Annotated in this window: 10 protein-coding genes; 3 read left to right on the forward strand and 7 right to left on the reverse strand. The window is 60.2% G+C overall.

The window, feature by feature from the left end; translation table 11 throughout:
- Window positions 1-173 precede the first annotated feature (173 nt).
- The 6 genes from AC07OG_RS24790 to AC07OG_RS24815 form a co-directional block, all read right to left on the reverse strand.
- Window positions 174-353 carry a hypothetical protein gene (locus AC07OG_RS24790; protein WP_060542851.1) on the reverse strand — a complete coding sequence of 60 codons (180 nt, stop codon included), beginning with the start codon at window positions 351-353 and terminating at the stop codon, window positions 174-176.
- A gap of 156 nt (window positions 354-509) precedes the next feature.
- Window positions 510-1679, reverse strand: a complete 1170-nt coding sequence (locus tag AC07OG_RS24795; RefSeq protein ID WP_495068361.1) for a lactonase family protein — start codon at window positions 1677-1679, stop codon at window positions 510-512.
- Window positions 1672-1971, reverse strand: coding sequence for a DUF5629 family protein (locus AC07OG_RS24800; RefSeq protein WP_495068362.1), 300 nt, complete (start codon window positions 1969-1971; stop codon window positions 1672-1674). The genes AC07OG_RS24795 and AC07OG_RS24800 overlap by 8 nt, the downstream gene beginning before the upstream one ends.
- 178 nt (window positions 1972-2149) lie before the next feature.
- Window positions 2150-3730, reverse strand: coding sequence for an aldehyde dehydrogenase (NADP(+)) (locus tag AC07OG_RS24805; protein ID WP_495068363.1), 1581 nt, complete (start codon window positions 3728-3730; stop codon window positions 2150-2152).
- 10 nt (window positions 3731-3740) lie between these two features.
- Window positions 3741-4733, reverse strand: coding sequence for an AraD1 family protein (araD1, locus tag AC07OG_RS24810; RefSeq protein WP_495068364.1), 993 nt, complete (start codon window positions 4731-4733; stop codon window positions 3741-3743).
- A gap of 160 nt (window positions 4734-4893) precedes the next feature.
- Window positions 4894-6216 (reverse strand): MFS transporter, encoded by a 1323-nt coding sequence (locus AC07OG_RS24815; protein ID WP_495068365.1) that lies wholly within the window; start codon window positions 6214-6216, stop codon window positions 4894-4896.
- Between the two features lie 193 nt (window positions 6217-6409).
- On the opposite strand from AC07OG_RS24815, the gene AC07OG_RS24820 reads away from it, so the two are divergent.
- Window positions 6410-8146, forward strand: a complete 1737-nt coding sequence (locus AC07OG_RS24820; RefSeq protein ID WP_495068366.1) for an IlvD/Edd family dehydratase — start codon at window positions 6410-6412, stop codon at window positions 8144-8146.
- A 303-nt stretch (window positions 8147-8449) separates the two neighbouring features.
- Window positions 8450-9169, forward strand: a complete 720-nt coding sequence (locus tag AC07OG_RS24825; RefSeq protein ID WP_060542844.1) for a FadR/GntR family transcriptional regulator — start codon at window positions 8450-8452, stop codon at window positions 9167-9169.
- 367 nt (window positions 9170-9536) lie between these two features.
- Here AC07OG_RS24825 and AC07OG_RS24830 read toward each other — a convergent pair whose 3' ends face one another.
- Complete coding sequence (locus AC07OG_RS24830; protein ID WP_495068367.1) at window positions 9537-9914, reverse strand: hypothetical protein; 378 nt, start codon at window positions 9912-9914, stop codon at window positions 9537-9539.
- Window positions 9915-10340: 426 nt separating this feature from the next.
- Here AC07OG_RS24830 and AC07OG_RS24835 point away from each other — a divergent pair, with 426 nt between their 5' ends.
- Window positions 10341-14144 carry a dermonecrotic toxin domain-containing protein gene (locus AC07OG_RS24835; protein WP_495068368.1) on the forward strand — a complete coding sequence of 1268 codons (3804 nt, stop codon included), beginning with the start codon at window positions 10341-10343 and terminating at the stop codon, window positions 14142-14144.
- Window positions 14145-14162 lie beyond the last annotated feature (18 nt).

The raw sequence follows: 14162 nt of genomic DNA on the forward strand, positions 1-14162 counted from the left end.
CGCCACAGGCAAGCCCCCTCGCCACAGGCAAGCCCCCTCGCCACAGGCAAGCCTCCCCCTCGCCACAGGCAAGCCTCTCACCACAGGCAAGTCCCCCTCGCCACAGGCAAGCCCCCGCACCACAGGCAAGCCCCCTCTCCACAGGCCCGCCCCCCGCCGCAAAAGCCGGACTTTCAGTGCTGGGTTTTGTGATCCAGCGCAGCGTAGAAATTCGCGCTCTGTTGCAGGTATTTCTGGGTGTAGCTTTGGGTGTGGGCTTTTCTGTCGCTGATTTCAACGTTGGCACTGGCTGGCAGGGCAACGGTAGCGGAGATGGCGGAAGCGGCGATTACAGAGAAGAGGTTGAAGTTCATGGCGCTAATCCTCGGAGTCAGTTGGCTTGCTTGCCCGGTGGGGCCGTGAAGCAAACTTAACCTTCGAGGGGCGATGCCTTGAAATGCTTTGTAGCATTACCAATTATCAGCGTCATCGATAAAAGCAGGCAGGCCCCATCAGCCGGGGCCTGCGGCCTATTGACGCACCAGGAACTTGAGGTCGCTCGGCGCATCCATTGGCAGTTTCTGCACGGTTTTACCCAGCAGACCGGTTGTTGCATCGCGCTCGACAACGACAATCTGGTTGCTCTTCTGGTTGGCGATCAGCAGGAATTTGCCACTGGGGTCGAGGCTTAATTCCCTTGGGTGATCGCCCTCCACGGCCCGGCGTTGCAATTCCTTGAGGTGACCGCTCGCCTGATCAATGGCGAACACCAGCAACTGATTGGCCGTGCCACGGTTGCTGACATAGAGGAACTTGCCGTCGGCCGAAGCATGCAGTGCCGCGGCTGCCTTGCCTGAAACCGCCTGACCGGCCGCCAGATCGATCATCTGCGTCTGCTCAAGCCGGCCATCGTGGTAGTCGAACACGGCGACCTGCGCACTCATTTCCATGGTCAGCCAGGCGTGTTTGCCATCGGCACTGAACAGCAAGTGGCGCGGCCCGCTACCGGGTGGCAACTGCACGAAGGCCGGGGTCGCCGGGGCCAATGGCAACTCAGGGTTGGCCTTGGGATCGAAGCGATAGACAAAGACCTTGTCTGCCCCCAGGTCATTGGAGAACACATACTTGCCGTCCGGTGACGGGACTGTCGAATGCACATGCGCCGACATCTGCCGCTCGGGATTGACCCGGCTCGATGGGTGACTGCTCATCTGCACAACAGGTTTGAGCGTGGCATCGGCAGCCACAGGCAACACCGCCAGGGTACCGCCCGGATCTTCGGCTACGCAGTAGTTACTGACAAACAAGTGGCCGGCATCCGCGCTGAGGCTCGAATGGGTCGGCTCGTTACCCAGGCTCTGCACCTGACTGATCAGACGCAGCTCACCGGTCTTGGGGTCGATCGAATAACTGCTGACGCGCCCGACCGGATCAGCCTGCCCCGGGCCGTTTTCGTTGACCACGAACAGGTGTCGCTGGTCTTTGGACAGGGTCAGCCATGACGGGTTTTCGCTGTTGATCACTTGCAGCGGCCTGGCGTTGATCTGCCCCGTGGCGCTGTCGAAGCTCAGACGATAAATGCCCTGGCTTTGGCCGGCGGTGTACGAACCCACGAGCAATTGATAGTCGTTGGCAGATGCGGACTCAAACCCCATCGCGCCGATGCCGCTGGCGATCAACAGTGGCCAGAGATTAAACATCCCCGGACGCTTCTTCACCGTCATCGTTGTCACCGCGAGTAGCCGTCATGCACACCAGCCGGTGCTCACCGGAATTACCGTTGATCAGCCAGCTTTGCAGGGTTGCATCGAACGTCGCCGCCTGAATCTGCGCCGGGGTGAACTCCCAGTGCTTGGCCGCGCGGCCATCCATGCATTCGATGTGCAGGTTGTCCAACTCATCGAGGGAGAATTCGAAAGCGTGCAGGCCGTCGATTTCCACCATATCGCAGTGTTCGAGGACGTTGAGCAAGGTATCGGTTACGGCGGTCATGGCAGTCAATCTTTGCAGGGAAAAACGCAATGATAGCGCATGCACCTGATGACTGTTCTACACATCCCTCTTGTGGGAGCGGGCTTGCTCGCGAATGCGCTGGATCAGTCGACAGATGCATTGACTGACCCACTGCATTCGCGAGCAAGCCCGCTCCCACAGGTATTGTGTTCGGACCTTACAATGCGTCGCGCGACGGGTTGCCATCCACCAGACGCTGAATGCGCAGCGGATTGCCATTCTTCAAGGGTTCCGGCAGCAAACTGTCGGGGTAGTTCTGGAAGCACACCGGGCGCAGGAAACGGTCGATGGAGAGCGTCCCGACTGAGGTGCCACGCGCATCAGAGGTTGCCGGGTAGGGGCCGCCGTGGACCATCGAATCACAAACCTCGACGCCGGTTGGATAACCATTGAGCAGGATCCTGCCGACCTTCTGCTCCAGTAACGGTGTCAATTCACGGAACTGTTCGAAGTCTGCCTGCTCGCCGATGACGGTGGCCGTCAACTGGCCGTGCAAACCGTTCAACGCCGCACTGAGTTGCGCCTGATCCGCCACTTCCACTACTACCGTGGTCGGCCCGAACACTTCCTCCTGCAGCGCTTCATCGCCATCGATGAGCAAGCTGACATCCGCCTTGAACAACTGCGGCTGCGCCTGATTGCCCTGTTGCGCATTGCCGGCCAGGTGCTCGATCCCCGGATGATCCAGGAGCTTTTGCAAGCCTTTGCCGTAACTGCTCAAGGTGCCAGCGTTGAGCATGGTTTGCGCCGGCTGATCGCCGATCAACCCGGCCACCTGCTGCACAAAGGCGCTGAACTGAGGGGAGCGAATACCGATCACCAGGCCTGGATTGGTGCAGAACTGGCCACAACCTTGCACCACCGAAGCCGTCAGGTCGCGGGCGACCGTATCGGCGCGTACCTGCAACGCCTGGGGCAGCACAATCACCGGGTTGATACTCGACATCTCGGCGAACACCGGAATCGGTTGCGCACGCGCTGCCGCCATGTCGCACAAGGCGCGACCACCCTTGAGCGAACCAGTGAAGCCGACCGCGAGGATCGCCGGATGCTTGACCAGTGCTTCACCGACTCCGCCACCGTAGATCATGTTGAACACGCCGACCGGCATACCGGTTTTTTCAGCGGCACGAATGATTGCGTCTGCCACCAGTTCGGCCGTGGCCATGTGACCGCCATGGGCCTTGAACACCACCGGGCATCCGGCCGCCAGGGCCGACGCGGTATCGCCGCCCGCGGTGGAAAACGCCAGCGGAAAGTTACTGGCACCGAACACCGCCACCGGCCCCAGGCCGATGCGGTACTGGCGCAGATCAGGGCGCGGCAAGGGTTGCCGTTCAGGCAGTGCGCGGTCGATCCGCGCGCCGTAGAAATCGCCCCGGCGCAGCACTTTGGCGAACAGGCGCATCTGGCCGCTGGTCCGTGCGCGCTCGCCTTGAATCCGCCCCGCTGGCAATGCGCTCTCGCGGCAGACCACGGCGACGAATTCATCATCGAGCGCATCGAGCTCGTCGGCAATGCCATCGAGAAACTGCGCCCGTCGCTCGGCACTCAGACTTCGGTAGGCCGGATAGGCCGTCGCCGCCGCTTGCGCTGCCGCATCGACTTCTTCAGGGCTGGCCTGAAAAAAATCGTGGGGCAAGGCTTCGCCCGTGAACGCATCAATGCTCTGCAGTTTGACGGTGCCGAGCGCGCTGCGCTGGCCACCGATGTAGTTGTGACCAAGAATCCGGATCATGCAAATCTCCTCAAAGTGTGCCGACGCTGCCGGGCTCGAATGCCGCTGCGACCGGGGCAATACCATTGATCAAAGGCGCGCCGAATTCGGCCTGGCTGATTTCGAACACGTCACCGGGTCGGGTGTGGATGCCGTCGGCGAAGGACAAGGTCGCGGTGCCGAAGAAGTGAATGTGCACATCCCCCGGACGCAGGAACTGGCTGTACTTGAAATGGTGGAATTCAAGGTTGGCCAAGCTGTGGCACATGTTCGCTTCGCCACTGAGAAACTCGTTCTGCCACAGCACTTCACCATCGCGCAGGATGCGGCTGCTGCCGGCCAGGTGCTGGGGCAACTCGCCGACCCGCAGTTCCGGGCCGTAGCTGCAACTGCGCAGTTTCGAATGCGCCAGGTACAGGTAATTTTTACGCTCCATGACGTGATCGGAAAATTCGTTGCCCACGGCAAAACCGAGGCGATACGGCTTGCCATCGTGACCGATGACGTACAGGCCAGCGATTTCCGGCTCTTCACCGGCATCTTCGGCGAACGGCGGCAGGGGAAACGGCTGGCCCGGCCTGACGACGATGCTGCCATCGCCTTTGTAGAACCATTCCGGTTGCACACCGGCCTCATCCGCCGCCGGCTTACCGCCCTCCACACCCCATTTGAATATGCGCATGGTGTCGGTCATCGCGGTTTCGTCGCCACTTTGCTGGTGCATCTTGTCCCGGGCCGAGGCGCTGCCCAGATGGGTCAGGCCCGTGCCGCTGACCAGCATGTGGGCAGGGTCCTGATGATCCAGCGGCGGCAGGATGCGTAGCTTCGCCAGCAGGTCGGCGTAGTCGTGACTGATGCCCAGGCCCTGGCTTTGCACCTGTTGCTCAAGGCTTGCGCCCGCCTCGATCGCCGCCAATGCCAGATCACGAACGGTGCGCGCGTCCTGTACCTCACGCACCAGACCGTTGTCGACCACGCCAACGCGGCGTTCGCCGTTACTCAACTCGAATTGAACCAGACGCATGAAATTCTCTCCTGTATGCAAAAAATCGAAAACGCCGCAGGACCCATGCGGGAGCGGGCTTGCTCGCGAAGAGGCCGTCAAATCCAACATCACAGGTGACTGACACTGCGCCTTCGCGAGCAAGCCCGCTCCCAGATTTGGTCGGTGTTAACCTTCAGATTCAGGTACGGGTCGCACCGCGCGCGCTGGCGGCAAACTGGTCAGCGGGCAACACGTGCTTGCGCTCCAGCAAGCGATACACCACACCGGTCAGCACCAGTCCGAACACCATCACCCCGGACAGGAAATACAGCCCCGAAGCCAGGTTGCCCGTGTACTCCTTGAGCGCGCCAATCACGAACGGACCGATGTAACCGCCGAGGTTGCCTACCGAGTTGATCAAGGCGATGCCCGCCGCCGCACTGGCACCGGCGAAGAAACGCCCCGGCAAGGTCCAGAACACCGCCGTGCAGGAGAACAGCGCGAACGCCACCAGGCACAACGCCGCCAGTTGCAGCACCGGCACCGACAGCCAGGCGCTGAGGAACAGGCCGATGGCGCCCAGTACATACAACACCGCCAGGTGGCCATAACGATCATTCAAGCGGTCGGAACTGCGCGGGATGATCAGCAAGCCGACGATGCCGAAAATGTACGGCACCGCCGAGACAAATCCGGTCACCAGATCACTGCCGCCAAACTGTTTGATCAGCGTCGGCAACCACAAGCCAAGGCCATAAATGCTGAGGGTCACCGGCAGGTAAAACAGCGCCAGCAACAGGACTCGCTTGTCTTTCAAGGCGTGCAATGGATTGCCATGGCGGGTCTGGCCGTAGGCTTGCAGGTCTTTTTGCAGCTCGCCGGTCAGCCAGTCCTTTTCGGCCTGGTCCATCCATTTCACCTGTTGCGGACCATCAGGCAGGTAACGCAACACCGGCCAGGTCAGCAGGATTGCCGGCATGCCGATGACGATAAACAGCCACTGCCAGCCGTGCAGCCCGAGTACGCCGTCCATGCCCAGCAAACCGCCGGCGACCGGACCGGTGATCATCATGGCGATGGGTTGGGAGAGGATGAACAGACCGAGGATCTTGCCGCGGTGGCGCACCGGAAACCACTGGGTGATGTAGTACAGCACGCCCGGGAAGAACCCGGCCTCGGCGGCACCGAGCAGGAAGCGCATCACATAGAAGCTGTTGGGTCCCTGGACAAAGGCCATGCCGATGGTGATGGCGCCCCAGGTGACCATGATCCGCGCGAACCAGCGTCGAGCACCGAAACGGTCAAGCATCAGGTTGCTGGGGATTTCCAGCAGGAAGTAGCCAATGAAGAACAGCCCGGCGCCCAGGCCGTAGGCGGCATCACCGAGGCCGATATCGGCACCCATGTGCAACTTGGCGAAGCCCACGGCGGAGCGATCCACATAGGCGATCAGGTACAGCAGGATCAGGAAAGGAATCAGTTTCAGCGTGATGCGACGGATAAGCCGCAGTTCCTGGCTCATGAGATCGGTCTCCGATTGTTGTTGTTATAGAACCTCGGGGGACGCCTCTGGCGAAATCTCGCCAGGGCCATCCCTCCGTTGCAGCCGACTATATAGTAATACTATTTACCCAACAACACTTCCAAACCGACGATTTTGCGCTTAAGGTAAGCCAAAGCTTGAACAATATAGTCATACAATAAGAGAATCGATCATGTCTGATAAGAAACCCACCCTGCGCTCCGCCCAATGGTTTGGCACCGCCGACAAGAACGGCTTCATGTACCGCAGCTGGATGAAGAATCAGGGCATCGCCGACCACCAGTTTCATGGCAAGCCAATCATCGGCATCTGCAACACCTGGTCGGAACTGACCCCGTGCAACGCGCATTTCCGCCAGATTGCCGAGCACGTCAAACGCGGGGTGATCGAGGCCGGGGGCTTTCCAGTGGAATTCCCGGTGTTCTCCAATGGCGAATCGAACCTGCGCCCCACCGCCATGCTCACCCGCAACCTGGCGAGCATGGACGTGGAAGAAGCCATTCGCGGCAACCCGATCGATGGCGTGGTGCTGCTGACCGGCTGCGATAAAACCACCCCGGCCCTGCTGATGGGCGCCGCCAGTTGCGACGTACCGGCCATCGTGGTCACCGGCGGACCGATGCTCAACGGCAAGCACAAAGGCAAGGACATCGGTTCCGGCACCGTGGTCTGGCAGCTCAGCGAGCAGGTCAAGGCCGGCACCATCAGCATCGACGACTTCCTCGCCGCCGAGGGCGGCATGTCCCGCTCGGCCGGTACCTGCAACACCATGGGCACCGCCTCGACCATGGCCTGCATGGCCGAAGCACTGGGCACTTCCCTGCCCCACAACGCGGCGATTCCAGCGGTGGATGCACGCCGCTATGTGCTGGCGCACATGTCCGGCATGCGCGCGGTGGAGATGGTCCGCGAAGACCTGAAACTGTCGAAGATTCTGACCAAGGAAGCCTTCGAGAATGCCATTCGCGTCAACGCCGCCATCGGTGGCTCGACCAACGCGGTGATCCACTTGAAAGCCATCGCCGGGCGCATCGGCGTGGAGCTCGACCTCGACGACTGGACGCGCATGGGGCGCGGCATGCCGACCATCGTCGACCTGCAGCCGTCCGGGCGCTTCCTGATGGAGGAGTTCTACTACGCCGGTGGCTTGCCGGCGGTGTTGCGTCGCTTGGGTGAAGCCAACCTGATCCCGAACCCGAACGCCCTGACCGTCAATGGCAAATCCATCGGCGAGAACACCAAGGACGCGCCGATCTATGGCGAGGACGAAGTGATCCGCACCCTCGACAACCCGATCCGCGCCGACGGCGGCATCTGCGTGTTGCGCGGTAACCTGGCGCCGCTGGGTGCGGTGCTAAAGCCGTCCGCTGCCTCGGCAGAACTGATGCAGCATCGCGGTCGTGCGGTGGTGTTCGAGAACTTCGACATGTACAAGGCGCGCATCAACGATCCTGAACTGGATGTCGATGCCAACTCGATTCTGGTGATGAAGAACTGCGGGCCGAAAGGTTATCCGGGCATGGCCGAAGTCGGCAACATGGGCCTGCCGGCCAAGCTGCTGGCCCAGGGCGTGACCGACATGGTGCGTATTTCCGATGCACGCATGAGTGGCACGGCGTACGGCACCGTGGTGTTACACGTGGCTCCTGAAGCGGCTGCCGGTGGCCCGCTGGCGGCAGTGAAGGAAGGCGACTGGATCGAACTCGATTGTGCCAGCGGCCGTCTGCACCTGGACATTCCCGATGCCGAAATGGCTGCGCGCATGGCCGATCTGCAACCGCCGCAGAACCTGATCGTCGGCGGCTATCGCCAGCTGTACATCGACCATGTGCTGCAAGCGGACCAGGGCTGCGACTTCGACTTCCTGGTCGGCTGCCGCGGCGCCGAAGTCCCTCGCCATTCCCATTAACCCTACAAATCCCCTGTGGGAGCCAGCCTGCTGTGGGAAGGAGGCTTACTGTGGCGAGGGGGCTTGCCCCCGTTGGGCTGCGTAGCGGCCCTGAAAAACAGCGGGACTACTGCGTAGTCCAACGGGGGCAAGCCCCCTCGCCACAGCAAGCCCCTCACCACAGCAAGCCCCCTGCCACAGTAAGCACCCTCGCCACGACAAGCACCCTTCTGTACAAGGTGCTCGTAGCTTTCGACTGATGCATCTCATTGTGCCTGCTATCATGCGCGGCACCCCCTCTCGCACAGGAACGCGCCGCTCCCCATGGATTACCGCAAACCCTCCGACCGCAAAAGCATGCACTCGCGCATTGTCCAGGAACTGGGTATGCAGATCGTCTCGGGACGTTTCCTGCCCGACGACAAACTGCCTGCCGAAGCCCTGTTGTGCGAGGAATATGCAGTCAGCCGGCCGGTCCTGCGCGAGGCCACCCGGGTGCTGGTCGCCAAAGGCCTGGTGTATTCGCGCCCGCGGGTCGGCACCGTGGTCAAGCCGCGCAAGGACTGGCACATGCTCGACCCGGATGTGCTGCATTGGCTGATGCAAAGCAGTCCGCAGAATGAGTTTTTCGATTTGCTGACCAGCGTGCGCAGCATCATCGAACCGGCCGCCGCCGCACTGGCCGCGCAATTCGCCACCGATGCGGACATTGCCTCCATCGGCGAAGCCTACCAGCGCATGGAAGCCGCCCCGACTCCAGAAGCGTTATTGCAACCTGACCTGGACTTTCACAGCCGCATCGCCGACGCCACCCACAACGATTTACTGGCCAACCTGTGCAACATGCTTTCGGTGGCGATTGCCGAGGCGTTGAAACATTCCAACCAGCGGCCAAACCTGCATGAACTGGCGCTGCCACGGCACAAGGCGATTCTGACTGCGATCGAGAATCGCGATGCGCTGGGCGCCCGGCATGCCACGCTGGTGCAGCTCGACGATGCACGCAGTGCTTTGAATGTGGTGCTGGGCACAGAGCTACAGTAAGGGCACATGGCAATCGACTGCCACTAGCACAATTTCAGCGCTGGGCGGTGGTATCGCACTAACGCACTTCAATCTCTTTCGCGCAATACCTTGGCCCTACAGCTCGGCGTCGCCCATGCCTTGTGCAGGCGGCGCTGTATCAGCCCAACTGCCAAGGAATGCGCCCATGTCGATACCCGCCTCGACCTCCCCGTTGAACATTCTGGCCCTCGCTGTCAGAACACAATTTGCCAACCGCCCGACACTACGCTCGGTTTTGACGAAGATGCTAGAGCAGCAGATCGTCGAAAAAACCGCCCCGCTCAATACCGACATCAGCTCGATCTTCCTCGACTTCCCCGATGACACCGGGGGCTACTCCAGCCACTCATTGGTCGATGTCGTATTGGGCTATCTGGCCAGTGGCAATGCGCCGGTTTTTTCCACCGCAACGGCTGATCGTCCAGTCCGTCTGGTCGATGCACAGCGGCAAAAAGTCACCTTCCTCTCGATTGGCGACACCACTGAAAGCACCTGGCCCGGCCTGTCGATGCTCGAAGATGTCATTCGCGAGCTCCCTTCGATTCTGCACATCGGTTTCCAGCAAGCCTTGGCCGACTACTGGAGTGAACCAGGCAATGCTGATTGCAGTCGCTTGCAATGGCTGAGCGACCAACTGCGCGACTCTCTCAGAGCCGCAGCCGTGCGCCAGTCGGGCACCGACGGGACAATACTGCGGCAACTGGCCGATCATCCGTGCTTGCAAGACCGCCCTGCTGAACCGGCCATCCACGCCTATACCCTGCAAGCCACTGCATCAAAGGGCCTGCTGTCTGCGTCATTCCAATCCACCGACCTGCTGGTCACCCAGGGCGCGAGGGCACTGCTGTGCAGCCTGTCCGGCACTCTTGAATCCTATGCCTCCATTGATGAGTTCAGCCAGGCATGGGGACAGAGGGTGCAACAGCCACTGCAGCTCGATGCATTCACCTGGAAGCGCTACGAGCCCGACGGCAATATTTTCGACGTGCAGGCCGCCCTGCTGCTCAATCAGCAACTGGAAGACCTCGCCGCGATCAAGCTTCCCGCAGGCCTCAACGCAAGCGAACTGGAAAACCTTTACGCAAGGGTAACTGACCCGGTTTCGCTATTCGCCGACGCGCCACCGATGCAACGCCAACCCCTGCGCCTGTTGCAATCGACCTTGCCATCATGGCTCAAGGACGCAGCGATTGCCGATCAACTGGCTTACCGCAAGCACAGCCTGGAGCTCGCTGGCGCCCGGCAAACCGCCAAGGGCAAATCCTGGGCCGAAGGTATCGAGGACATCCGGGCATTCACTGCCCGAACGCTGCACGAGCAGATGGTGGCGGATCACTCCGACGCACCAGATGTATCGTCCGATGACCTGGAGTTGACCTTTCACGTTCCCGTCGGTGATCTGGGCAGCGGCTACCTGGAATCAGTGAAAATGTCCCTGACCGACCTGGCCCTGAAAAATCTGGCGGGAAAACCCAAGGGCAGCATGACCCTGCGCCACCTTGATGGAAAACCACTGGCGCAATGGATGACACCTGAGTACCTGCTTGGGCTGGTCAGCAAAGTCGATATCGGCAAGCACTTTCCCGAGAGGATCAAACAGCTCCTGTTAAGTGACGACGCTGACGCCCGAAACCGCGAAGTTCTTTTTGCCAATGAACTCAAGGTGACATTACCGCTGGACGCATTGGCGCTGGCGATCAAGGGTGAACGCGGGTTTACCCGCCGTGGCTACCAGTTGATTGCCGCGCTGGTACAGCCCGCCCGTTCCGATCAGTTCGTCGGCGAAGACGATATTGTCGTCCGGCCGCTGGCTTTGCTGCGCAAGCCGGGAGCCGACGCGGACGAGGTCACCAACATGTTTGTGATCGAACCCGCCGACATCGACCGCGGCCCGCATATCCTTTACCGCCCTGTCTACCAGCAGTCTTTGCACCAATACCCGACTCGTGCAGCACTGCTCGCCGCCATTGCCGAACCGGGCGAGATCCAGACCAGCGTGCTGACCTGGCTGTCGGACCGTGCCCGGCCAATTTATGACCTGGGTGGTTTCAAGGAACCGCACATCGTCCATTTTACCCCACTGGACCCCTTCGGCCTGCCGGACAAACCCCGCCCCGCTACCTTGACCACCGCAGCGTCCGGCGAAGAACTGCTGGCGTCGCTGCACAACGGCAAACTGATGGAGTACCTGTTTGGCAGCAATGCCCGGGCGTTGGTCGACCTGGCCGACCGTGACTCCATTTCCAACACCGAGAGCCGATGGGCGATTTTACGCGAAGGCGGCTGGCTGCTCTTCAACACGGTACTGGCGTTGCCGCTCAGCACACCGCTGATGCTGGCCGGCTGGATGGTGTCGCTGACCAATAGCCTCATCGAGGATATTCCTGCACTCTCCAGCACTGACCCCAGCGTACGTGACCCGGCATGGATCGATTTTCTGCTGAACATTGCCATGGTGTTGCTGCACGCAGTGCAGTCCCCGGACTCAACGGACGCCCCCATTACGATTGAGAAAGACACAGGCTTGAGGGTGCTGCTGGAACCACTGCGCCGGCCGCCCGATCAACCCGCGCCACCGGCCCACCTCATCAAGCCAAGCACTGTCGGACTGCCCTCGGAACCACCGGGGGGCGGCACAACGCTGCTCGACTTCGACAAAACCCTGGCGCGCGATTCATCCGCGGCGCGACTGCTGGCAAAACTGCAGAGCGTACGTGTCGACTGGCCAAAAGAGCCGGTCGAGCCGATTGCAATAGGCACGCTCAAAGGACTTTTCAAGATCGACAACACCTGGCATGCGTCGGTCGCCGGGCTGTTTTTCCGAGTGAGCGTCGTTCCAGGTTCTGGCGAGGTTTTCATTATTCATCCACAAAAGCCTGGCCATCCTGGCATCAAACTTAAAACCGATGGCCTGGGTCACTGGACACTTGATCGCGGCCTCAAGCTGACAGGTGGCGGACCCAAAAGCAGGATTCAAGCCAAGCGCGCAGAAGTCGCCGCCAGCGTTGCGCAACTGATGATCGATAAACAACAGATCAATGCTCGACTCGAAACGCTTGTCACCACGCAAAATCAAGCACTCACCAGCGTCCGCCAGGCCAGGTCCGATTTTGAGTTGCAGCGGGAAAAGCTGGTGACTGCCTTCGACAACCTGGAAGCGGCCGCGCCAACGGAGAAGGACCGGATCACACAGGAACATCAAGTCGAGCAGGAAAAAACCCGGGCAGCCCAGATTGCATTAGAGGTCACCATGCGCTTATTGCGACGACGCATGGATGAATCCAAACCGGTACGCCGGGAACTGCTGGACATCCTCACCCGAATCCGTGCGCTGGACAACGCAGCCGTGCACGAGAGGGAGCAATTGCACGCGCTGTCCAACATCTCAACCGTACAAATTATCTACAGTGGCATGCTGCGCGACCTTGGTCGTGACCTGTTCATTACCTCGCGAGGTGAACGTGTGTCAGCGCTGCTGCGCCGGATGGATGAGCAGATGCGCCGTGGCGAAACGGACGCGTATGAGGAGTTTTTTGCGCTGCATAAAGTTGATCTGACCAGGGCAGACGCGCTGATCGAGTGCGCGATATGGCAGGAGCAAACCCTTGAGGAAATGGGCAAGGTCTCGGCGGCAGGGGCGGCTGCCCGCGATACACTTTTAAGGCAGGTCCAGCTGCCAGAGGTGTACTTTTCCGACAACCTGAAGCTGCAATCGCTCAATATCCATAAAGAACTGACGCTTGTCCGAACAGGCATGATCGATAATGAGACCGAGGCTTTCTTCATCAGCCAGATGGCCGGCAATCAATTTCAATCGGCGTATATCGCACACATTGAAACTCGCAGCAGGCGCGGCTACTCGCCGGATGAACGTATTTCGCTTTATGAAAGCGCAATCAAGCAGTACGCGCTCAGTGACCATGCAACCCGAGCGCTCGAGGAGCTGGGTTCGCGCCATGTGCGCGTGCAATACAAGGACGGTTTTATACGCCGCCTGGACGAAGCTCGCGTTCTCGCCGAGCAAGACCTGGCTGATGCCATCCTGGAGGTCGAGGAGGCTAAAGTATTGCCTTCCACGTCAAAGCCGCAAAGCCGCAAATCAGACAGCAAGCGCGTGTTCAAATCACGCAACAAAGGCACGCTCGTCGGAGACGTTCGCCCGTCGCAACCCGACGCGCAAGGAGAATTCATCGACATCCACGATTTTCAATCCGGCGCGATCATCGGCACCTTTCGTAAAAACCCGCAGGAAAATATCTACGTTGAAGTGGTACAGGCAGCACCTGTCCCGGCAAAACCGCCAGCACGGTCGGCGGCAACCATTATTGCGCAAGGGCGCAAGCTGCTGCTGGAGCGCGAAAAACGGGTCAAAATGATTAACCGCGAAATCAAACAACTCGATGACCCTGTATTGCGCGAAGAAAAGAGCCCTTGGGAATGGAACCGCCTGCTGGAGCAGCTCGCCGAAGAACTGGACTCAATCATCGACGAGCTGGGCCGCCTTGAAAATCCACCCCAGGAGACACTGACAGCCATCGAAGATTTTCGCGCCCAGGCACAGGACTTGCGGGAAGCAGGTCGGCAATACCGCAATGCCGGATACAAAAGGCAAGCGCCGACACCGGACAAGGTGTTTGCGTTATGGAAAAGCGAAGAGCTGGATATTCACTTGGTGAAAACCCGCGAAGCCACCCACGCGAAGGACTATCTAACGGAGTTTGCCATCAGGGACAAACAGTCCAATGAAGTCCTGTGGTATGCCCATTTTCACTATGTCGGCAGCGCCGGCCCCGAGATGGACTATAGCGTCGGGCACTTGAAACGCGCGGACCAACGCAACATCGGGTTCAAGGCCCAACTCAGGCAAGCGCGGGACAACAAGGAAGTCGTGCGAATCTGGCGCAGCAAGGTATCGCCCGACATGGCCAGAAAGCTGTTCTTTTACACTTCTTGATAACGCACAAAGCACAAC

It is taken from the genome of Pseudomonas sp. GW821-FHT09H03, assembly GCF_059415945.1.